The sequence below is a fragment of the Streptomyces sp. NBC_00442 genome (assembly GCF_036014195.1).
GTDB lineage: Bacteria > Actinomycetota > Actinomycetes > Streptomycetales > Streptomycetaceae > Streptomyces.
The window spans coordinates 889,709-910,649 of record NZ_CP107918.1; the positions used below are offsets into that span (position 1 = coordinate 889,709).

18 protein-coding genes are annotated in these 20,941 nt (G+C 72.0%); 9 read left to right on the plus strand and 9 right to left on the minus strand.

Annotation, left to right across the window (positions count from 1 at the left end; translation table 11 throughout):
* Nucleotides 1-46 precede the first annotated feature (46 nt).
* The 4 genes from OG432_RS04050 (at nt 47) to OG432_RS04065 (ending at nt 5,818) form a co-directional block, all read left to right on the plus strand.
* Nucleotides 47-880, plus strand: a complete 834-nt coding sequence (locus tag OG432_RS04050) for an ABC transporter permease (protein ID WP_328314991.1) — start codon at nt 47-49, stop codon at nt 878-880.
* Entirely contained in the window at nt 877-3,144 is a 2,268-nt protein-coding gene (locus tag OG432_RS04055) for an ABC transporter ATP-binding protein (RefSeq protein ID WP_328307780.1), read from the plus strand. Before OG432_RS04050 ends, OG432_RS04055 begins: the two co-directional genes overlap by 4 nt.
* Before the next feature lie 228 nt (nt 3,145-3,372).
* On the plus strand, nt 3,373-4,779 hold the full coding sequence (locus tag OG432_RS04060; protein WP_328307782.1) for a helix-turn-helix domain-containing protein: 1,407 nt from the start codon (nt 3,373-3,375) through the stop codon (nt 4,777-4,779).
* Between the two features lie 208 nt (nt 4,780-4,987).
* Nucleotides 4,988-5,818: an SDR family NAD(P)-dependent oxidoreductase gene (locus OG432_RS04065; protein WP_328307784.1), complete on the plus strand. Its 831-nt coding sequence runs from the start codon at nt 4,988-4,990 to the stop codon at nt 5,816-5,818.
* Between the two features lie 130 nt (nt 5,819-5,948).
* Here OG432_RS04065 and OG432_RS04070 read toward each other — a convergent pair whose 3' ends face one another.
* Complete coding sequence (locus tag OG432_RS04070; protein WP_328307785.1) at nt 5,949-6,320, minus strand: nuclear transport factor 2 family protein; 372 nt, start codon at nt 6,318-6,320, stop codon at nt 5,949-5,951.
* A 114-nt stretch (nt 6,321-6,434) separates the two neighbouring features.
* Nucleotides 6,435-7,619 (minus strand): MFS transporter, encoded by a 1,185-nt coding sequence (locus OG432_RS04075; RefSeq protein ID WP_328307787.1) that lies wholly within the window; start codon nt 7,617-7,619, stop codon nt 6,435-6,437.
* 275 nt (nt 7,620-7,894) lie between these two features.
* Here OG432_RS04075 and argG point away from each other — a divergent pair, with 275 nt between their 5' ends.
* On the plus strand, nt 7,895-9,343 hold the full coding sequence (argG, locus tag OG432_RS04080) for an argininosuccinate synthase (RefSeq protein WP_328307789.1): 1,449 nt from the start codon (nt 7,895-7,897) through the stop codon (nt 9,341-9,343).
* 84 nt (nt 9,344-9,427) lie between these two features.
* On the opposite strand, the gene OG432_RS04085 is transcribed toward argG, so the two are convergent.
* Complete coding sequence (locus tag OG432_RS04085) at nt 9,428-10,723, minus strand: serine hydrolase domain-containing protein (RefSeq protein ID WP_328307791.1); 1,296 nt, start codon at nt 10,721-10,723, stop codon at nt 9,428-9,430.
* A 468-nt stretch (nt 10,724-11,191) separates the two neighbouring features.
* Here OG432_RS04085 and OG432_RS04090 point away from each other — a divergent pair, with 468 nt between their 5' ends.
* Nucleotides 11,192-12,358 carry a copper resistance D family protein gene (locus OG432_RS04090; RefSeq protein WP_328307793.1) on the plus strand — a complete coding sequence of 389 codons (1,167 nt, stop codon included), beginning with the start codon at nt 11,192-11,194 and terminating at the stop codon, nt 12,356-12,358.
* Between the two features lie 42 nt (nt 12,359-12,400).
* Here OG432_RS04090 and OG432_RS04095 read toward each other — a convergent pair whose 3' ends face one another.
* Nucleotides 12,401-12,805 carry a VOC family protein gene (locus OG432_RS04095; RefSeq protein ID WP_328307795.1) on the minus strand — a complete coding sequence of 135 codons (405 nt, stop codon included), beginning with the start codon at nt 12,803-12,805 and terminating at the stop codon, nt 12,401-12,403.
* A 111-nt stretch (nt 12,806-12,916) separates the two neighbouring features.
* On the opposite strand from OG432_RS04095, the gene OG432_RS04100 reads away from it, so the two are divergent.
* Both OG432_RS04100 and OG432_RS04105 read left to right on the plus strand, forming a co-directional pair.
* A complete protein-coding gene (locus OG432_RS04100) occupies nt 12,917-14,245 on the plus strand; it encodes a helix-turn-helix transcriptional regulator (RefSeq protein ID WP_328307797.1) in 1,329 nt (442 codons plus the stop codon).
* A gap of 34 nt (nt 14,246-14,279) precedes the next feature.
* Nucleotides 14,280-15,017, plus strand: a complete 738-nt coding sequence (locus OG432_RS04105) for an SAM-dependent methyltransferase (protein WP_328307799.1) — start codon at nt 14,280-14,282, stop codon at nt 15,015-15,017.
* Nucleotides 15,018-15,049: 32 nt separating this feature from the next.
* Here the strand turns inward: OG432_RS04105 and OG432_RS04110 are convergent, their stop codons facing one another.
* Nucleotides 15,050-15,544: an NUDIX hydrolase gene (locus OG432_RS04110; protein ID WP_328307801.1), complete on the minus strand. Its 495-nt coding sequence runs from the start codon at nt 15,542-15,544 to the stop codon at nt 15,050-15,052.
* A gap of 273 nt (nt 15,545-15,817) precedes the next feature.
* Here OG432_RS04110 and OG432_RS04115 point away from each other — a divergent pair, with 273 nt between their 5' ends.
* Nucleotides 15,818-18,370: a collagenase gene (locus tag OG432_RS04115; RefSeq protein ID WP_328307802.1), complete on the plus strand. Its 2,553-nt coding sequence runs from the start codon at nt 15,818-15,820 to the stop codon at nt 18,368-18,370.
* Between the two features lie 163 nt (nt 18,371-18,533).
* Here OG432_RS04115 and OG432_RS04120 read toward each other — a convergent pair whose 3' ends face one another.
* The 4 genes from OG432_RS04120 to OG432_RS04135 all read right to left on the minus strand — a co-directional run bounded on the left by OG432_RS04120 (nt 18,534) and on the right by OG432_RS04135 (nt 20,892).
* Nucleotides 18,534-18,800, minus strand: a complete 267-nt coding sequence (locus tag OG432_RS04120; protein WP_328307804.1) for a DUF4235 domain-containing protein — start codon at nt 18,798-18,800, stop codon at nt 18,534-18,536.
* Nucleotides 18,801-18,804: 4 nt separating this feature from the next.
* Entirely contained in the window at nt 18,805-19,167 is a 363-nt protein-coding gene (locus OG432_RS04125; protein ID WP_328307806.1) for a DUF3618 domain-containing protein, read from the minus strand.
* On the minus strand, nt 19,164-19,535 hold the full coding sequence (locus OG432_RS04130; RefSeq protein ID WP_328314992.1) for a phage holin family protein: 372 nt from the start codon (nt 19,533-19,535) through the stop codon (nt 19,164-19,166). Before OG432_RS04130 ends, OG432_RS04125 begins: the two co-directional genes overlap by 4 nt.
* A gap of 268 nt (nt 19,536-19,803) precedes the next feature.
* Nucleotides 19,804-20,892 carry a YihY/virulence factor BrkB family protein gene (locus OG432_RS04135; protein ID WP_328307808.1) on the minus strand — a complete coding sequence of 363 codons (1,089 nt, stop codon included), beginning with the start codon at nt 20,890-20,892 and terminating at the stop codon, nt 19,804-19,806.
* Nucleotides 20,893-20,941 lie beyond the last annotated feature (49 nt).

The window sequence follows — 20,941 nt, forward strand, 5'->3', positions numbered from 1 at the left end:
GCGGGAGCGGCCGTCCGCGCCGCGCGGGCGCGGCGTCACGACCGGCCTGGCACTGCTGCGGTCGCCCGGGGCGCTGACCGGCCTCGCGCTGATCGCGGGCCTCGTCCTGCTGGCGTACGCGGGCCCCTGCCTGACGCCCTGGAACCACACCGACATCGACTACACCTCGCTGCGCGACGGCCCCAGTTCCCGGCACTGGATGGGGACCAGCCGGATCGGCCAGGACGTGTTCGCGCAGACGGTGCGCGGGCTCCAGAAGTCTCTGCTCATCGGGGCTCTGGTGGCTGTGGCGAGTACGGGACTCGGCGCGGCGTTCGGAGCCTGCGCCGGGTACTTCGGGGGCTGGGTGGACCGGGTGCTGATGTTCGTGGTCGATCTGCTCCTGGTGATCCCCGGCTTCCTGCTCCTCGTGCTCCTGGCACCGAAGCTGCGCCGGTTCGGCTGGCCGGCGCTCGCCCTCGTGCTGGCCGCGATCGGCTGGATGATCACCGCGCGGGCGGTCCGCATCATGACGCTCTCGCTGCGCGAGCGCCCTTTCGTCGCCGCGGCCCGGCACATGGGTGTCGCACCGTTCAGGATCATCGTGCGACACGTCCTGCCGCACCTCGCCTCGTTCCTGATCACCGACGCGACCATCGCGGTCGCCGGCGCCGTGATCAGCGAGACGGGCCTGTCGTACTTCGGTTTCGGGGTGCAGCCGCCGGACGTGTCCTTGGGCACGCTCATCGCGTCCGGCAGCGATGTGGCGCTGACCTGCCCGTGGATGTTCTTCTTCCCCGCCGGGCTGCTGCTGCTCCTCGTGCTGGCCGTGCACCTGGTGGGCGACGCGCTGCGGGACGTCCTGGACGTCGGCTCCGGCCGGGGACGGGACGCGCGATGAACTCCCCCTCGGTGCTGGAGGTCAGGGACCTGCGGGTGGCGTTCGCCGGAGAGTCCCGGGCGCCGCTGCCCGTCGTGCGCGGGGTGGGATTCGCACTGCGGCGCGGCGAAGTACTGGGCCTGGTCGGCGAGTCCGGGGCGGGCAAGACGGCGACGGCCCTGGCGCTGCTCGGGCTGCTGCCGCCGGGAGCGCGGGCGAGCGGCTCGGTGCGGCTGCTCGGCACCGAACTCGTGGGCCTGCCCGCACGCGAGCTGGCACGGCTGCGCGGCCGGCGCATCGCCATGGTGTTCCAGGACCCGCTCGCGTCCTTCAACCCGGCGCAGCACATGGGCGACCAGATCGGCGAGGCGCTACGCATCCACCAACAGCCGCGCGCGGAACGGTGTTTGACACGCGGGCGCGTTCTCGAACTCCTGGCCGGGGTGGGCGTGTCCGATCCGGGACGGGTCGCCCGTTCGTATCCGCACGAGCTGTCCGGCGGGCTGCGCCAGCGCGCCATGATCGCGATGGCGATCGCCAACGACCCCGATGTGATCGTGGCGGACGAGCCGACCAGCGCCCTGGACGCCACGGTCCAGGCCCAGGTGATCGACGCCCTGGAGAGCGCCCGCCGGGCGACGGGAGCGGCGCTGCTCCTGGTCAGCCACGACCTCGGGGTGATCGCGAGGATGGCCGACCGGGTGGCCGTCATGTACGCCGGGCGCATCGTCGAAACGGGCCCCGTGGACGCCCTGTTTGCACGCCCCCGCATGCCGTACACGCTGGGTCTTCTCGGTTCGGCGCCCCGCCTGGACGCCGTCGTCCCCCTCACTCCGATCCCGGGCACCCCACCCACGCCGGGCGGCGCGGGATCCGGATGCTCCTTCGCACCGCGGTGCCCCTTGGCGACCGAGGCGTGCCACGACGCGGAGCCCCAACTCGCCCTCCACGCAGCCGAGTCGCCGTCGGGGGATTTCGATGCCGCGGCGGAACCGGCGCCGGTGGCCAGTGACGCGACGAACCTCGCCGAGCCGTCCGCGGGTCACGCGTTCGCGGGCCGGCCCGAACACGACCTCCCCGAACCGCACATGGCGGCCTGCTTCCGGCCGGACGCCCTCGCGGGGCGGTCCGCGTCCACGCTGTTCCCCGCCGCGGCCGTCCCGCCGCCCCGCATACCCCTGGGCCGGGCGCCGGGCGGGGCTCCGCTGCTGCGCGTCGCGGGCCTCGCCAAGTCCTTTCCACCGCCCGGCCGGCGGGGCCTGTTCGCGCGGCGGACGCCGCGGGGCCGGGTCGCGCTGGAGCGGGTGGACCTGGAGGTCGGGCGGGGTGAGACGGTGGCGCTGGTCGGCGAGTCGGGTTCGGGGAAGACCACCACCCTGATGGAGATCATCGCCCTCGCCGCCCCCGCCGCCGGGGTCATCGAGGTCGCCGGGTACGACACGGCCGCGCTGAGCCGCGCCGATGTCCGCAAGCTGCGCGGCACGGTGCAGATCCTCGTGCAGGACCCGATGGCCAGCCTCGACCCGCGCATGCGGGTCGCCGACATCGTGGCCGAGCCGCTGCGCGCCCAGGGCGCGGCCCGGGAGCACGTCGTGGCGCGGGTGCCCGAGCTGCTGCGCCGGGTCGGCCTGGACGCCGCGGACGCCGAGCGCCGCCCGCACCACTTCTCCGGCGGGCAGCGCCAGCGCATCGCGCTCGCACGGGCCCTGGCCGTACGGCCCGAACTCCTGCTGCTCGACGAGCCGGTGTCGGCGCTCGACGTGTCCGTGCGGGCCGGCATCCTCGATCTCCTGCGCGGGCTGCGGGCCGAGCAGGGCCCCGCCTGCCTGTTCGTCACGCACGATCTGGCCGTGGTGCGCCAGATCGCCGACCGGGTGGCCGTGATGTACGGCGGCCGGACCGTGGAGAGCGGCCCGGTCGACGCCGTCTTCGGCGCCCCGCGCCACCCCTACACCCGGGCCCTGCTGTCCGCCGTCCCCCTGCCCGACCCGGTCGCCGAGCGGGCCCGCACCCGTATCGTGCTGCCCGGCGAACCCCCGCGCGGCGAAGGCCCGTTGACGGGCTGCGGCTTCCGTCGGCGGTGCCCGGTGTACGCCGCGCTCGGCGAGGAGCGGCGCGGGGTGTGCGAGCGCGAGCCCTTGGCGCCGGTCGGTGCGGATGCCCCGGCCGGACACACCGTGGCCTGCCACTTCCCGTACGGGTCGAAGGGAACGTCCGGTCACGGCGGGACGCGATCCCCGGTCCCGCCGCGCCGGGAAGCGGAGGAACTCCCGCCGGTGAGCTGAGGCCTGGCCACGGTCGCTGGAGGCCGGTGCTCCGATCCGCCGGAGGCCGGCGCTCCGATCCGCCGGAGGCCGGTGCTCCGATCCGCGGGTGCGGGGTGGCCGATCCACGCGTGGCGGGGTGGCCGATCCGCGGTGGCCGGGGCCGAAGAGTCCCGATGCGGGCGCTTGCGGGTGAGTAACATCGCTTGTAATGATCGGAGTCAAGCACCGTTGCTCAAGGGAGTCGCCGTGGATCACTCTGAGCCCTCCTCCCCCCTCGGCCTGGGCCGGCGCTTGCGGGAGCTCCGGGTCCGGCGCGGCCTCAAGCAGCAGGACCTCGCGTCCGACGAGATCTCCACCAGCTATGTGTCACTGATCGAGGCCGGCAAGCGGGTCCCTTCACAGACGGTGCTCGCCACCCTGGCCGAGAAGCTGGGCTGCAGCGCCGCATACCTGCGTACGGGGCTCGACGAGCACGAGGTGGAGGAGGCCAGGCTCAGGCTGGCCTTCGGCGAGATGGCGCTGCGCAACGGGGTGGACGGCGAGGCGCTGCAGACGTTCAGCGAACTGCTCACCGGCGGGCTGCCGTTGGACGCCGCCATGAAGCGCCGCGCCCGTCTCGGCCAGGCCACCGCGCTGGAGAAACTCGGGAGGCTGGAGGCCGCGATCCCGCTCCTCGAGGAGGTCCTGGCCGGCCGCGAACCGGCGCCGGGCTCGGACGAGTGGTGCCGTACGACCGTGGCGCTGTGCCGGTGTTATCGCACCATGGGCGATGTCACGGTCGCCATCGAGATCGGCGAGCGGGCCATGAGCAGGCTGGACTCCCTGGGCCTCGAGGTGACGGTCGATCACGTCCAGCTCGGCTCGACGCTCATGGGCTGTTACCGCGTGCGCGGCGACCGGACCCGTGCGTACGTGATGGCGCAGCGGCTCATCACGGTCGCGGAGAAGCAGGGCGCACGGGCCGCGCGGGGCGCGGTGTACTGGAACGCGGCGATGATCGCCCAGTCGCGCGGCCAGCGGGCCGAGGCCCTGGCCCTCACCGAGCGGGCGCTGGCGATGATGGCCGAGGAGGACAACGTGCGCCATGTCGCCACGCTCAAGATGAACTACGGGCTGCTTCTGCTGGAGATCGAGTACGCGGATGTCGGCCGGGCCAAGCGTCTCCTCCTGGAGGCGCGGGAGTCGCTCGCCGAGGCCGGCACCGCCGACGAGATGACCCGCTGCGAACTCTGCCTGGCGCAGGCCGAGATCGCGCTCGGCGACCTGGCGCGGGCCGCCGCCCACGCGGAACGCGCTCTCGACGTGCTCGGCAGCGAGCCACGCGTCCTCACGGTCAACGCCCGGATCGTCCTCGCGGAGGTGCACTTCCTGCGCGGTGAGAGCGCTCTCGGCGAGCAGGTCCTCGAAGCCGCCGCCCGCCAGTTGCGGCACTTCCCCGCCACGTACGAGGTCTCGGGATACTGGCGCATGATCGGCGACCTGTGGCGGGGCGAAGGCCACGTCGAGCGCGCTCTCGTCGCCTACGACGCCGCATTGTCGGCCAACGGCCTTCCCCCGTCGGCGAGTTGGCAGGACCGGGACGGCGAGCGGGCGGCCCGGACCTCGGAGCTGCCGGCGCCGACGGCCGGCGAGGATGTGGCGCGCCGACGGTAGCCGGGCGGCGGCGCGGGAGGAGTTGCCGCAGCCCGTGCGACGACTTGACGCAGTGCGCGCCGGCCGCCGCGCGGCCCGTGCGCGGCGGTGGCGGATGTGCCGGAATCGGAGGGCGGCACCGCGGCCCCGGGTGCCGTGGCGCGTCGTGCGCGAGGGCCGTACCGAACACGGCAGGGGCACCCTTCGACATCCCACGGAGTGAAACCGCATGACCACTGCCACCGAACAGACCATCCTCATCACCGGCGCGACCGACGGCCTCGGTCGCGCCCTGGCCCATGAACTCGCCGGCCAGGGACACGCGTTGATCCTGCACGGCCGCAACCCCGGCAAGGGAAAGGAGCTGCTGGCGGAGCTGCGCGAGCAGACCGGCAACGACAGGAGCTCCTTCGAACTCGCCGACTTCTCCTCGCTCAAGGAGATCGACGCACTCGCCGATCGTGTGCTGGCGCGTCATGTCCGTCTCGACGTCCTGGTGAACAACGCCGGCATCGGCGTGGAGCTGGCCCGCCAGGACAGCCGCGACGGCCTTGAACTGACCTTCCAGGTCGACTACTTGGCGGCGCACATGCTCAGCTGCCGGCTCGCCCCGCTCCTGGTGCGCTCCGCCCCGGCCCGCATCGTCAACGTCAGCTCGGCCGGGCAGGCCCCGATCGACTTCGACGACGTCATGCTGGAGCGCCGCTGGGACGGGGTGCAGGCCTACTGTCAGGCGAAGCTGGCGCAGGTCAGCCTGACCGTGGACCTCACGGAGCGGCTGGCGGGCACGGGGGTGACGGTGAACGCGCTGCACCCGGCCTCGTACATGCCGACCAAGATGGTGGTCGGTCTGTTCACCCCGCAGAGCACGGTCGCCGAGGGCATGCGCAATGTGGCACGGCTGGTCACCGACCCCGCGCTCACCGAGGTGAGCGGGGAGTACTTCGACCGGGACCGGCGTTCGCGGGCCGGCGCCCAGGCCTACGACGCGGCGGCCCGCGCCAGGCTGCGCGAGCTGAGCGAGTCCCTCACCGGGGTCGCGCTGCCCGCCCTCGGCTGATCCCCCCGGCTGATCCCCCCGGTCCACGCGGAAGTGCCCCGCACCAGGCTTCCTGGTGCGGGGCACTTCCGCGTGGGCCCGTGCGGGCCCGTGCGGGACAACCGCCCGCGGGGCTCGGGCCCCCGGGGACTCAGTAGACGTCGTGACCGCTGACCGTGGTCTCCGGAACGTCCTCGCGGACGTCCCAGTGCTCCACGATGCGCCCGTCGTCGATGCGGAACACGTCGACGACGACCATGCCGCGGTGGCCCGGCTCCGGCCGGAAGTGCGAGTGGGTGAAGACGAGGCCGTTGTCGCCGGCGATCCGGCGGATCTCGAAGCGGGCCTCGGGCAGCTGCTTGCGGAATCCCTCGATGAAGTCGACCAGGGGCTTGCGGCCGTCGGGCAGGTTCGGGTTGTGCTGGATGAGGCCGTCGGCCAGGTATTCGTCGGCGCGGTCGGTCTGGCCCTCGTTCCAGATGTTCTCGATGTAGTCGCGCACGAGCTGCACATGGTTGGACACGGTGACTCCTAGGTGTATTGGGTGTCGTAACGGTCTGGTGCGGGATGTGGCTGGTGGGCCGCCAGGGAGTGTCTTCAAAGCCCCGCCCGCCGGACGGGACGTCGAAGACACGGCCTAGGGGGCGGGGACCGGTGTGGCGGGCCCGGCCACCGTGATCTTGCGCGCCGACGAGGCGTGCGCGAGGGCGGCGACGGCGAGAATGGCGAGGGCGACGGCCGGGATGGGGCCCGCGCCCATGTCGGGCAGCAGGGCACTGCCGATGAAGCTGCCCAGGCTCATGCCGAGGTAGAGGGCGGCGGCGTTCATCGCCAGGATCAGGCCGGGCTGTGCGGGCAGCAGGTCCACGAGCCGGGCCTGCTGGGGCGCCTGGTACATCTGACTGAAGAACGCCCAGATCGCGAAGAGCACGAGGCCCGGCTCGGAGTGCGGGGCGATGAGGAGGAGCAGGAATCCGGCGGCGAGGCCGGCGACCGCGATGGTGATGGTGCGCAAGCCGCCGAGCTTCTCGGCGATCCGGGGCGACGCGGCGTTGCCGAGGACACCGATGACGCCGAAGGCGAGCAGGGTGACCGAGATCAGTCCCGGGGAGGCGTCGAAGCGTTCCTTGAGGTAGGCGCCCGCGATGCCGTAGACGGTGAACTGCGCCGCCATGAACAGCAGCGTCGTCGAGACGGTCGAGAGCGCGGCCGGTGTGCGCAGGGTCTCGCGGTAGGCCTTCACCGTGGGCGGCTCGCCGGAGGGGATGTCTGGTACGTACACCGCGACGAGCAGGCATCCGAGCGCCGAGAGCGCGGCCACGCCGAGCATCGCCGGGCGCCAGCCGAAGCTGCCGCCGAGGAACGAGGCGAGCGGCACCCCGAGGACCGCCGCCGCCGTCATTCCGGCGAAGACGGTGGCGAGGGCGCGCTGCCTGCGCTCGGGCGGGACGATCAGGGACCCGGCCGCCGAGGCGCCGGGTCCGAAGACGGCCGCCCCCATCGCGCCGACGACCCGCGTGGCGGCGAGGAAGCCGTAGCCGGGCGCGACCGCACCGAGCACCGCGCCCACGGTGAGCAGACCGATCCCGAGCAGCAGGACCCGCTTGCGGTTCCAGCGGCGCAGCAGGATGGGGGCCGCCGGGGCGAACAGGGCGAACGTGAGTGCGAAGACGGTGACCAGGAAGCCCACGCGCGCCGGCGCCACGTGCAGATCGTCTCCGATGGGGCCGTTGAGCCCGACCACCGCCAGTGAGATCGTGCCCAGACTGAAATAGCCCAGCGACAACGCGAGCAGCGCCGGTGTCGAACTGCGGGACGGCATCACGCCACCTCCTTTTCCATGCCGGAGAACTTGAGTACGCAGGAACGCTAGGGGCCCGCGGCCGGCGGTTTCGCGCCCGGCGGCCGCCCCCGGAACACTTGGTCAGGTCCCTGGCCGTACTACGTCAACTAGCCCTGCGAAATCCCCGGTTGGGCCTGCTGGACGGCGTTTTGGTCCGGCCCGGAACGCGCCGCGCGGGGGCGCCCCCCACTCGCCCCCACCCTCCGGCCACCGCGACGCTTGCATAAACATTCGGAATGATGAATACTCTTCCCATGTCCAAGGTTCTCACCTCCCTGCCCGCCGGCGAGCGCGTCGGCATCGCCTTCTCCGGCGGCCTCGACACCTCCGTCGCGGTCGCGTGGATGCGCGACAAGGGCGCCGTCCCGTGTACCTACACCGCCGACATCGGCCAGTACGACGAGCCCGACATCGCGTCGGTGCCGGGCCGCGCCCAGGCCTACGGTGCCGAGATCGCGCGCCTGGTCGACTGCCGGGCGGCCCTGGTCGAGGAGGGCCTGGCCGCGCTCGCGTGCGGCGCTTTCCACATCCGCTCGGGCGGCCGCGCCTACTTCAACACCACCCCGCTGGGCCGTGCCGTCACCGGCACCCTGCTGGTGCGGGCGATGCTGGAGGACAACGTCCAGATCTGGGGCGACGGCTCGACCTTCAAGGGCAACGACATCGAGCGGTTCTACCGTTACGGCCTGCTCGCCAACCCGCACCTGCGGATCTACAAGCCCTGGCTCGACGCGGACTTCGTGACCGAGCTCGGCGGCCGCAAGGAAATGTCGGAGTGGCTTCTCGCCCACGACCTGCCCTACCGCGACAGCACCGAGAAGGCGTACTCCACGGACGCCAACATCTGGGGCGCCACCCACGAGGCCAAGACCCTCGAACACCTGGACACGGGTGTCGAGACCGTCGAGCCGATCATGGGCGTACGGTTCTGGGACCCGTCGGTCGAGATCCCCACCGAGGACGTGACGATCGGCTTCGCCCAGGGCCGCCCGGTCACGATCAACGGCAAGGACTTCGCCTCCCCCGTCGACCTGGTGATGGAGGCCAACGCCATCGGCGGCCGCCACGGCATGGGCATGTCCGACCAGATCGAGAACCGGATCATCGAGGCGAAGAGCCGCGGCATCTACGAGGCCCCCGGCATGGCGCTGCTGCACGCGGCGTACGAGCGCCTCGTCAACGCGATCCACAACGAGGACACCCTCGCCCAGTACTACAACGAGGGCCGCCGTCTCGGCCGGCTGATGTACGAGGGCCGCTGGCTGGACCCGCAGGCGCTGATGGTCCGCGAGTCGCTCCAGCGCTGGGTCGGCTCCGCCGTCACCGGCGAGGTGACGCTGCGGCTGCGGCGCGGCGAGGACTACTCGATCCTCAACACCACGGGTCCCGCGTTCAGTTACCACCCCGACAAGCTCTCGATGGAGCGCACCGAGGACTCGGCCTTCGGCCCGGTGGACCGGATCGGCCAGCTCACGATGCGCAACCTCGACATCGCCGACTCGCGCGCCCGCCTGGAGCAGTACGCGGGCCTCGGCATCGTCGGCACCGCGCACCCCGAGCTGATCGGAGCCGCCCAGGCCGCGGCGACCGGACTCATCGGCGCCATGCCGGAGGGCGGCGCGGAAGTCATCGCCTCGCGCGGTGAGGTCTCGGCCGACGACGAGCTCCTGGACCGAGCGGCGATGGAGTCCGGCACCGACTGACGTCCGGTGCCTGTCGACGGCGGCGGCCCGCTCCCTCGGGGAGCGGGCCGCCGCCGTCGTAGGGGCCCGACCGGCGCCCCCCGCTCACCCCGACGAGGGGCTGGCCGAAGCCGAGGAGGACGGCGAGGACGAGGATGACGGCGACGCCGACGAGGACGGACGCGGCTCGGGCACCGGCAGGTTGAACACGTGCCCCGGCGTCACGATGCTGCTGACCGCCTGGCCGAAGAGCGTGCTGGGTTCCGTCTTGCCGTCCAGGATGTCCGTGTTGAGGACCACGACCATCGTGGCCTGCGACTCGGGCAGGTACACGGTCAGGGTCTCGTAGCCGGGCAGCGATCCGTTGTGGCCGATCCAGCCCTGGACGTTGATGATGCCCAGGCCGTACCCGGCGCCCGGAATCCCGGTCGGGATGACCTTGAGCCGCTCGGCCTGCGTCTTCGGGGACAGCAGGGTGCCGGTCGCGACCGTACGGGCCCAGCTCTTCAGGTCCGGGAGCGTGGAGATCATCGCGCCGGCCGCCCAGCCCCAGGAGGGGTTCCAGTTGGTGGTGACCGCTTCCTTGCCGTCAAGGGTCTGGTTGGTGTAGCCCTGCGGATGCGGGCTGGGGAACTCGGCGCCGACCGGGAAGCTGGTGTTCTTGAGACCGGCCGGCTTGAGGACGTTCTGCGCGATGAAGTTCCGGAGCGGCATGCCGCCCTGCTTCTCCACGACCAGACCCAGCAGGATCAGGTTGGTGTTGGAGTAGAAGTACTTCGTTCCGGGCGGGAACTGGATCGGCTGCTTGTAGGCGTAGGCGAGCAGCTGCTGCGGGGTGAATGGCCGCTTCGGGTCGGAGAGCAGCGCCTGGACGAACGCCGGGTCCTCCGTGTAGCTGGGCAGACCGCTCCGCATCTCGGCGAGCTGGCGCAGCGTGATCTTGTCCCCGTTGGGGACGCCCTTGATGTACTTCCCGATCGGATCGTCCAGGCCTGCTTTGCCCCGGTCGACCAGTTCGAGCAGGGCGGTCACGGTGAACGTCTTGGTCTCGCTGCCGATCCTCACGAAGAGGTCCGGCGTCATCGGCCTGCCCGTCGCCTTGTCGGCGACGCCGAAGGACTTGAGGTACGTCCCCTTGCCGGGCGCCGACACGCTGACGGACACACCCGGGACGTTCGCCTCGCGCATGACCTTCTGGATCGCGGCGTCCAGGCGCGCGGTGACGGCCGGGGTGAGCTGGGTGAAGCCCGATCCGCTCGACGCGGACGCCGAGGTGGAGGGGGACGGCGCAGGGGGCGCGGTGGCGGCGTACGCGCTGCCGACTGCCGCCGGTACGGTCAGCAGCGCGGCGGCGGCGACACCCGCGCACGCCCTGCGCCACTGGTTCTGTGAGTACCTCACGGGCAGGCCTCCTGCCGGTCGAGGAACATCCGGACGACGACGTCCGGACGGGAACGTCCTGACGGGACATCCCGACGGGGGACGTCATTCACCACCACGCTAGGCCCGCCCGCTCCGCCCCGCATGGTGGCGCCCGGCTTGCGACCCGGCCCACCGCGTGCTGCGCCTTCCACGCGAGCACCGCCTCCCGCCCCCACTGCCACACGCCTCCGCCCCGCTCAACCCCCGTACCGCGCACGGCTGTTGGACGGATCCGGAGAGGATGCCGAGCCCGATGCCGGACCGCCGCCCGACCGGCCGGAGTTCGCGACGGCACGGCCTGATCCCCCTCGCCGGGCTCGCGGCCGCGCTCCTCGTGCGCACGCGGGCCGAGAGCAAAACCGACTCCGCACCCCAACCATGTCGTCGCAGGTCCAAGCCCCGGACGAACAACCAAGGCTTGGCTTACTTAGGCTAGCCTCACCTTTCATGACTCTCGTTCACGTGGCCGCCTCCGCCGCCTACACCACGCCCCCGCTCTGGCGAATCCTTACCAAATCCGGCTATTTCCTCGGCCTGTCCGGGGCCATCGGCGCCGCCGTGACCTACGCGGCCACCGTCCGCCCCGCCCTGCGCTCACCGGGCCACGGGCGCGGCGACATCGACGTGCTGCGCCGGCGGACGGCGCTCCACCTGGCCTGGTCCGGACTCGTGCTGCTCGTGAGCGGCTACTTCCAGCTCGCGGGCCGCGTGGCCAGGGCCGGCAAGGGCATGCCGTTCGAAGACGCCCTCGTGCCGGGCGCCATCGGGGACTTCCTGAACGCCCCCGCGGCCAAGGGCGCCTGGGTGGCGCAGGGAACGATCTACGGGGTGCAGAACATCCTCGTGGTCCTGGCATCCACCGTGCTCGTCGCGCTCTTCTTCCCACGGGTTCGAAGACACCTCGACGCGCTCGCCCTCACCGCTCTCCCCCTCGCGCTCGCCGTGACGCTCGTCGGCGCGATACCGGCCACCGCGCCGAAGGACGCGAGCAGGACCTTCGACCTCGTCCTCGACCAGGTCCACATCGTCAGCGGCACGGTGTGGATCGGCGGCCTCGCCGCTCTCGCCGCGCTCGCCACCACCCGTGGCAGGCTCGGCGCGAGCGCGGGCGCACTGTGGGCCGACCTGTGGCGCCGCTTCAGCCTCGTCGCACTGGTCTGTGTCGGCGCCGTCCTCACCTCGGGCCTGTGGATGAGCTGGAAGCACGTCGGCGGCATCGCCCAGCTGTGGACCACGAGTTACGGGTTCTTCCTGCTCATCAAGATCGTGCTGGTGCTCGCCATGGTCACGGCCGGCGGCGTCAACCAGTTCTGGCTGATGCCCCGCATCGCCCGCGCCCGCCGCGCCGACGCCACGGCCTCCCTGTTCCATCTGACGCTGCGTCACTTCCCGAAGGTCGTCTGGGCCGAGGTCGCCCTGGGGCTCGCCGTCCTGGCCGTGCTCCCCTTCCTCAGCGGCTCGGCCCGCTCCGAGGCGGGCAGCCCCGCGCCGGTGGCGAGCGGCAGCATCATCACCGTGGGCGCCGCCCTGGTCCTGACCCTCGCCGCGTCGCTCTGCATCACGGTGCGGACCTCGGACGCCCTGGCCCGCCGCACGGAGGTGGCCGCGGCCTGAGCCGGGGCGGACGGCCGGGTCGGGCGGCCGGGGCGGACGGCCTCAGCCGCCGAGCCTCGCGAGCGCGTCCTCGGTGACCGGAGTGAAGAAGTTGACGAGGTGGCCGTCGGGGTCGCGCAGCAGCATCGAGCGGTTGCCCCACGGCATGGTGGTGGGCACCTGGACGAACTCCTCGACGAGGCCGGAGCCGACCAGGTCGCGGTGGACGTCGTCCACGTCGTCGACGCGGAATTCGAGGATGACGCTCCGGTTGTCGGCGGGGCGCGCGGCGCCGGGGGCGAACATCGGGACGGTACGGGTGCTGCCGATCGCCAGCGTGGCCGAGGCGGTCCTGAGCTCGGCGAAGTCGTCGGTCGACCAGGCCGCCCGCACCCCCGTGGCCCGCTCGTAGAAGCCGACGAGACGGGAGATGTCCGCGGTGATCACGCGGATCGAGACGAAGTCCATGGTGCTCTCCGAACTGAGATGTCGATGGCCGAGGTGCGTTCCGCGCCTCCGACCACACGCTATGACCAATACCGGACAGAATCCGCCCGGTATTCACGCGATACTTGCGGCATGGCCCGACCCACCGCGCGCGTGCTCACGCTCCTCGAACTCCTCCAGTCCGGCGGCACCCGCACGGTGTCCGAACTCGCCGGGCGGCTCGACGTCGACGAGCGCACGGTGCGGCGCTATGTGCGGCATCTGCTCGAACTCGACGTGCCCGTCGAGTCGGTGCGCGGACGCTACGGCGGCTACCGGCTCGCCTCCGGCTACCGGATGCCGCCCCTCATGCTGAGCGACGACGAAGCACTCGCGGTGCTGCTCGGTCTGGTCGCCGGGCGGCGGGCGGGGCTGATGACGAGCGCGGGCGTGGCGAGCGAGACGGCCGCGGCGAAGGTCCGGCGCGTGTTGCCCGAACGGCTCGGCGAGCGCCTCGACGCCGTCCTCGACTCCCTGGCGTTCACCTCCGCGGCCGAGCGGTCCGCCCCGACGGGCCCGACGGGCCCGAGCGCCCCACCGGCCGCGGCGAGCCCGACCGGCCCCCCTTTCGTATCCGACCCGGCGGACACCACCGGCCCACACACCCCATCCGACCCAACGGACACGACCGGCCCACACACCCCATCCGACCCAACGGACCCGATCCGCCCGTCCGCCCCGTCCACCCCACCTGCCCCGTCCGCCCCGTCCGCCCCAGCGGGCACCGCCGGCCCGCCTTCCGTATCCCGCCCGCGCGAAGGACGGCCCGCCGCATCCGCCCCGCCGGGCGACGGGCCCCGGGCGGCCGCACCGGCTCCGGGGCTCGCACCGCCCGCCGCTCCTCGCAGCAGCATCCTGCTTCCCCTTGCCGACGCCGTGCGCCACCACCGGCCGGTCCGCATCCGGTACGCCTCCGCCGACGGCCGCCGCAGCGAGCGCACCCTGCACCCGTACGGCCTGGTCGCCCATGCGGGCAGGTGGTACGTCACCGGCGCCGACCCCGCGATCGGTGAGGACCGGACCTTCCGCGTCGACCGCGTCCTCGACGCCCGTACGCTGCCCGGCTCGTTCGAGCCGCCCGCCGGGGTCGACCCCGCCGAGCGCGTCCTGACCGGGCTCGCCACGGCCCCGTACGCACACGCGGTGAGCCTGCGCGTCCAGGGGACGGCCGAGCAGATCCGGTCCCGCATGCCGGCCGGCCTGGCGACGCTCACCGAGGTTCCCGCCGCGGCCGGCGCGGACACGGGGGCCCAACCCGCCTGGTTCCGCGTCGAGTTGAGGGTCGAGCAACTCGACTGGCTGCCTGCCGTGATCGCCTCGCTCGACCGGCCGTTCGTCATCGATCGCCCCGTCGAACTCCGCTCCCTCGTCGCCGACTTCGCCGACCGGCTCGCCCGCTCGGCGCGATCGCCGCACGACTGATGACGCGCCCGGCGCCCCCTGCGACACTCGCCCGATGAACCGTGAACAGATCTCCCTGCTCGCCCACGCCAACCACCCCATCGCGGCCCCCGTCGACGACGCCGCCGTGCACCGGCTGCTGAAACGCGCCGTCCCGCGCCCCGACGCCCGCGTCCTGGACCTCGGCTGCGGAGGTGGCGAGTGGCTGCTGCGTGCGCTCGCCGACCACCCCCACCTGCGGGCGGAGGGCGTCGACATATCCGAGCGGGCCCTGGCGCACGCCCGCGCCGCGGCCGGGGCGCGCGGCGTCGGCGAGCGACTCACCCTCCACCAGCGCGACGCGGCGGACTTCACCGCCGCCGCCCCCTTCGACCTGGTGCTCAGCGTCGGGGCCACGCACGCCCACGGGGGCCTGCTCCGCACGCTCGCGGCCGCCCGCAAGCACCTGGCACCCGGCGGACACGTCCTGGTCGGCGACGGGTTCTGGGAGCGCGAACCCACACCGGAGGCCGTCGAGATGCTGGGCGAGCTGAGCGACCTGGCGACCACCCTCGACGATGTCGTGGCCGACGGCTGGACACCGGTCGAGGCCCACATCAGTACGCGCGGGGAGCTCGACGCCTACGAGTGGTCCTGGACGGGGTCGCTCGCGGCGTGGGCCCTTGACCACCCGGACGACCCCGACGGCCCGCAGGCCCTGGAGGCGGCGGCCGTCCACCGCACGGAATGGCTGCGCACCTACCGGGACTCGTTCGGCTTTCTCTGCCTGATCCTGCGCCCCACCTCGTACTAGCCCGAACGGGCGGCGGAGCCGGGCGCGTTGGCTCAGTGGCCCCGCAGGGCCGAGGCGATCAGGTCGTGGATGAAGAACCCCTGCGGAGCGCGGCCCTCCTTGAGGCGCGGCAGGTCATCGGGCCCGAACCAGCCGTAGGCGGTGTGCTTGGACCACTCGAGGGCGGGGTGGTCCAAGTCTCCGTCGACCTCCACCAGGTAGTCGGCCTCCTGCCGGACCCGGCCGTCGTCGTCCCCCGTCCAGTGGCAGACGCCCAGCAACGCCCGTACGCGCCGCAACCGCCAGCCGGTCTCCTCCGTCACCTCGCGGGCGAGGGCCTCCACGAGGGACTCTCCGGGCTCGACGTGCCCGCCCACGATGTCCCAGCAGTCGGGGAAGAGCCGCCGGCCGGGCCCGCGCCGTTGCGCGAAGGCCTCGCCCCGCGGGTTGAGGATCACCGCACCGACCACCCAGGTCTCACCGTCGGCCGGCACCGGCACCTCGGCCCCGCCGTCCACGACCACGTCGTCCTCACGGTCTCCTCGCATGCCCCCACGGTAGGGAGACGGACCGCCGCGGCCTCCCAACTCCCAGGAATTGCCTGCGGTTTACCCGCACTCCCTTCACAAGCCATGTGACATATGCAATTTTACAGTCGCGCAAGAGCACGCCGCATTTCACGCCAACTGATCAGCTCGGCCCGAGGGCCACCGGGTCCGCTCCGCCATGCCCCGACACCCGGGGGCCGCGGTCGCCCCGGCCCTTCGGTACCCCCACCGCCGCGCCCCGGGCGCGGCCTCCACACCGCTGGGAGGCGGCACGTGAACACCCGACCAGAAGGACTGAGACGAAGTCTCACCGGTTTCCTCATACTCGCCCTCGCCCTGTGCCTGGGCATCGCCATGATGGCTCAGCCGAGCCGCGCCGCCGCCGCCGACGGTCCGTCGAAGGCGGCCGGCCCCTCCGGCGGGGCCGCCGCCGCGAGCCCGGCCACGAGCAAGTCCGCCCCACCGCCGCTGGGTTCGTCCGCCGCTCCGTCCGACCGGTCCGACGCCCGGCGCACCGCGATCGACGCCGCGCACCTGCCGCCGAAGCGGCCCGTGACATCACCGGCGCAGCGGAAGGCGAAGAACACGGCGGCGAAGGGCGCGGCCGCGGCGTCCTGCACGCCGGGCGACTTCGGCAGCCGGACGGGCACCGCGCTCGTCTCCTTCATCCAGGCGTCCACCACGGACTGCGTCAACACGCTGTTCGCGCTGACGGGCACCGACGCGTACAACGCCTTCCACGAGGCGCAGATGGTCACCGTCGCGAACGCGCTGGCGACGTCGGCGCGGACCTACCCCGGTGACAACTCCACCAACGTGTGGCAGCTCGTCCTGTTCCTGCGCGCCGGGTACTACGTGCAGTCCTACAACGCCGATGCCGTCGGCCCCTACGGCGCGACGCTGGCCACCGCCAGCGAGGCCGCCCTGGACACGTTCACCGCGTCCCCGCACTTCATGGACGTCAGCGCGGCCAACGGCGACATCATGGGCGAGGTCCTGGTCCTCACCGACAGCGCCAACGAGCAGGCCCGCTACCTGACCACGTACAAGAAGGTGCTCAACGCCTACACCAGCTCCTGGGACGCGTACTGGAGCATGGACACCGCCGTCAACGACGTGTTCACACCGCTCTTCCGCGGCCACTGGAACCCGGCGTACATCGCGGCGGTGACGGCCGACCCGAGCATCATCGACACGCTGAGTTCGTTCACTCTGAACCACCTCGCCAAGCTCAACGACTCGTGGTTCTACCTGGACGCCAACGCGGGCAGCGAGACGGCCCGCTTCCTCGACACCCCCGCCCTCCAGGCCAAGGTGCGGCCGCTGGCGAAGGCCCTGCTCGGCGCCTCCGCCATCACCGGACCGACCGCGCCTTTGTGGGTCGCGGTGGGCGCGATGACGGACGCGTACGACAAGGCCCAGTGCTCCTACTACGGCACCTGTGACTTCATCGGCAAGCTCACCGCCGCGGCCCTGCCCATCACCTACACCTGCGACGCCGACCACACCTTCCGCGCCCAGTCGCTGAGCGACGCCGCCCTCGCCGCGGCCTGCACCAGCGTCAAGGGCCAGGACGCGTACTTCCACAGCATCGTCAAGGACAGCGGTCCGGTGGCGAACGACCACAACACGAACATCCAGATCGTGACGTTCGCGAGCCCCAAGGACTACCAGACCTACTCCGGCTGGATCTTCGGCAACAGCACCGACAACGGCGGCGAGTACCTGGAGGGCGACCCCTCCGACCCGGCCAACCAGGCGCGTTTCCTGTCCTACGTGAAGAGCGTGGGCGACGGCTTCCCCGGCGACATCTGGAACCTGAACCACGAGTACACGCACTACCTCGACGGCCGCTACGACATGGCGGGCGACTTCAACGCCGGGCAGGACGTGCCGGACATCTGGTGGATCGAGGGCTTCGCGGAGTACGTCTCCTACAGCTACCGCAACCTGCCCGACACCGAGGCGATCGCCGACGCCGCCCAGCACACCTACGCGCTGAGCACCCTGTGGCAGAGCGCGTACTCCAACTCCGACCAGACCCGCACCTACCCGTGGGGCTACCTGGCCACCCGCTACATGGTCGAGAAGCACCCGGCGGACGTCCAGAACATGCTGGCCAAGTTCCGCAGCGGTGACTACGCGGGGGCGTACGCCGTCTACAACACCGGCATCGGCACCCGATACGACGCCGACTTCACCAGCTGGCTCGACGCGTGTGCCGCCGGGGCCTGCGGCGGTACGAGCAGCGGTCCGCGCGCCGCCTTCGACGCCACCGTGTCCGGGCTCACGGTGAGCCTGACCGACACGTCGACGGACTCCGGCAGCACCATCACCGGGCGCTCGTGGAACTTCGGCGACGGCACCACCTCCACCGCCGCCAACCCGTCAAAGACCTACACGGCCCCCGGCACCTACACGGTCACCCTGACCGTGACCGACGCCAAGGGCCTGACCAACACCACCAGCACATCCATCACCGTCACCGGCGCGCCGCCCACCTGCACGGACCCCGACGCCCGCGTCATGGGCCAGAACTGCTCGCGCGCCGGCCGCACGGCCAAGCAGGGCGACCTGGACTACCTGTACCTCTACCTGCCCGCGGGAAAGGTCACCCTCAAGGTGACCACGGCGGGCGGCACCGGAAACGCCGACCTCTACTACAACACCAGCACGTGGGCGACGAACTCCGCCTACACCGCACGCTCCACGAAGTCCGGGAACACCGAGAGCATCACCGTCACCAACACGACGGCCGGTTACCGCTACATCAGCCTGTACGGGAAGACCGCGTTCAGCGGCGTGACGGTCACCACGGCCTACTGATCACGCCGCCCGTCGCGGCCCGCTGATCACGCCGGCCATCGTGGCCCGCTGATCACGCCGGTCACCACGGCCCGCTGATCGTCCCGGTCACCACGTCAGCGGATCCGTGTGCGGTGCCGTCCCACGTACGAAGGGGCGGCACCGCACCGGTCTCCGGGCCCGCTCAGGCCGGCCAGGTGCCGGTCAGGCGGCGCGTCGCGGTGGCGCCGGCCCGGTCCACGGTGGCTTTGACCACCGCGTAGATGGCGCCCTGCAGCGCGGCGGCGATCAGCACCTCGCGCCACGTACGGTCCTCGTCGGTCGCGTCGGGGGCGTCGTCGTCGTGGCTGATCCGCTTCCACGCCTGCTTGAACACCACACCGGCGAGCAATCCGCCGGCGACCCCGAGGCCAAGGCCGAACGGCTTGTAGACAATCTTCGACACCTTCACCGGGTCAGCCCTTCCTGTGCCGGTACGTCAGCCACACCACGACGGCCGCGCCGGCCGCGGCCAGCAGCACGGTGCGGTGGTCGCGGACGGCACGGCCCGCCGGAGCGGGCACCTTGTCCTGGATCGTGTCCTGCACCTTGTCCTGTACCTGGTGCGCGACGTCGGCGGTCCTTGCCTTGAGCTCGCCGGCCTTGGCCGCGGCACGCTGCTGCACCTCGGCGGCCTTCTCCAGGGCCCGGCCCTTGACGTCGGCCTTGGCCGCCAGCGCTTCGACCGTCCGCCCGAGGTCCTCGCGGGTCCGTTCGACCTGTTCGCGCAGTTCCTCGGAGCCGGGAGCGCTCCGGTCGTCGTGGGACGGACTGGTCATCGGTGTGCACTCCCCTTGATAGCGGCCACATCGGCCTTCACGTTCTCGATCGTCTGCTCGGGCGCGGGCGGGGACGCTCGGCCGACCTCCTTCTTGCCGGTCAGGGCCATGATCGCGGCGATCGCTCCGAGGACGGCGGCCACGATCAGCGCGGCGGCCCACACGGGCAGCGGCACGGCGAGACCCGCGATCGCGGCGGCCACCAGGGCCTGCAGGGTGAGGAAGCCGAACAGTCCGGCACCGCCGAACAGGCCGCCGCCCCGGCCGTACCGTTTGCCCTTCTCCTTCATCTCGGCCTGCGCCAGCGACAGTTCGCCGCGTACCAGCTCCGTCAGTTGTTGCGAGGCCCGCTGGACCAGTTCGCTCACCGGCGCCTCGCCCGGTCCGTGGGCACCCGGGCCGGGCCCGGCATCGTGCGGCTGCGCGCTCGACACGACGGCCACCTCCCGTCTTCGTCAACCCTTCGGCCGGCGGGCAGCGCTGCCCGCGACCGCTTGCTGGGACGCGCGTACCCCGGACCGCGCGATTCAGGGCGGAGCACCCAAAATGTCCCGCGGGGAGATCCCGTGCCGGTCACGGCGCGATCGCGTCACAGCGCGGTGGCGGTGGCGGTAGCGGTCACGGTGACGACCACGGTCACGGCTCGTTCACTCGGCGCCGGTCCTCCTCGTCCCACGCCGTCGTGTCGCGCGGCTCGGTGTACGGCTCCTCGTCCGGCGGCATACCACCGGCGATCGCCCGCTGCCGCACCGCTTCGGCGTCGAATTCGAGACCGAGCAGGATCGCCAGGTTGGTCAGCCACAGCCACATCAGGAAGATGATGACGCCGGCCATCGTGCCGTACGTCTTGTTGTACGAACCGAAGTTGGCGACGTAGAACGCCAGGCCGCCGGACGCGATCATCCAGATCACCAGGGCCACGAAGCCGCCCGGGGTGATCCATGTGAAACCCTTCACCTTCGCGTTCGGGCTCGCCCAGTACAGCAGCGCGAGCATCAGCACGACCAGGACGACCAGGACCGGCCACTTGGCTATCGACCACACCGTCAGTGCGGCGCTCCCCATGCCGAGCGCGGCTCCGGCCTGATGGGCCAGGCCTCCGCTGAAGACCACGATCAGCGCACTGAGGAGTGCCAGGACCATGAGGACCACGGTCAGTCCGAGCCGCACCGGAAGGATCTTCCACAGCGGCCGCCCCTCGGGCATGTCGTAGACCGCGTTGGCCGCACGCATGAAGGCGGCCACATAGCTGGACGCCGACCACATCGCCAGGAGCAGGCCGAAGACCGCCACCAGCGAGCCGACGCCCGCGCTGTCCTGCAACTGCTTCACGGCATGGGTGATGATGTCGCGGGCCGGACCGGGCGCGAGGCCCTGGAGGTTGTGCAGGAGCCGGTCGGTGGTGGACCGTCCGGTCATGCCGAGCAGGGACACGAGCACCAGGAGCGCGGGGAACAACGACAGCACGCCGTAATACGTGAGCGCCGCCGCCCGGTCGACGAGCTCGTCGTCCCTGAACTCCCGCACACTGCCTTTCAGTACGGCACGCCACATCCCCTTGGGCAGCTTCGTCGGGGCGTCCGGTGCCGCCCGCTCCACCTCGGAGTCCGGTCCGGCCCTCCGCGCCGTCCCCTCCGCGCCACCGCCGCGGCCGGCCTCGCGGCCACCGTCGCCGTCGCCGTGCGGCCGGCCGCCGTTCTGCCCGGGAAGATGCAAGTTCGCCATGTGCGGCGAGTACCCCCGGGAGCGGTACTTTCACAGAGCGGGCGGCGCG

What these genes read in the sequence shown, in the direction of transcription:
- OG432_RS04055 (WP_328307780.1), top strand. Translation starts at nt 877, where the DNA reads ATGAACTCCCCCTCGGTGCTGGAGGTCAGGGACCTGCGGGTGGCGTTC.
- OG432_RS04065 (WP_328307784.1), top strand. Translation starts at nt 4,988, where the DNA reads ATGACCACTGCCACCGAACAGACCATCCTCATCACCGGCGCGACCGAC.
- OG432_RS04075 (WP_328307787.1), bottom strand. Translation starts at nt 7,619, where the DNA reads ATGCCGTCCCGCAGTTCGACACCGGCGCTGCTCGCGTTGTCGCTGGGC.
- argG (WP_328307789.1), top strand. Translation starts at nt 7,895, where the DNA reads ATGTCCAAGGTTCTCACCTCCCTGCCCGCCGGCGAGCGCGTCGGCATC.
- OG432_RS04090 (WP_328307793.1), top strand. Translation starts at nt 11,192, where the DNA reads ATGACTCTCGTTCACGTGGCCGCCTCCGCCGCCTACACCACGCCCCCG.
- OG432_RS04095 (WP_328307795.1), bottom strand. Translation starts at nt 12,805, where the DNA reads ATGGACTTCGTCTCGATCCGCGTGATCACCGCGGACATCTCCCGTCTC.
- OG432_RS04100 (WP_328307797.1), top strand. Translation starts at nt 12,917, where the DNA reads ATGGCCCGACCCACCGCGCGCGTGCTCACGCTCCTCGAACTCCTCCAG.
- OG432_RS04105 (WP_328307799.1), top strand. Translation starts at nt 14,280, where the DNA reads ATGAACCGTGAACAGATCTCCCTGCTCGCCCACGCCAACCACCCCATC.
- OG432_RS04110 (WP_328307801.1), bottom strand. Translation starts at nt 15,544, where the DNA reads ATGCGAGGAGACCGTGAGGACGACGTGGTCGTGGACGGCGGGGCCGAG.
- OG432_RS04125 (WP_328307806.1), bottom strand. Translation starts at nt 19,167, where the DNA reads ATGACCAGTCCGTCCCACGACGACCGGAGCGCTCCCGGCTCCGAGGAA.
- OG432_RS04135 (WP_328307808.1), bottom strand. Translation starts at nt 20,892, where the DNA reads ATGGCGAACTTGCATCTTCCCGGGCAGAACGGCGGCCGGCCGCACGGC.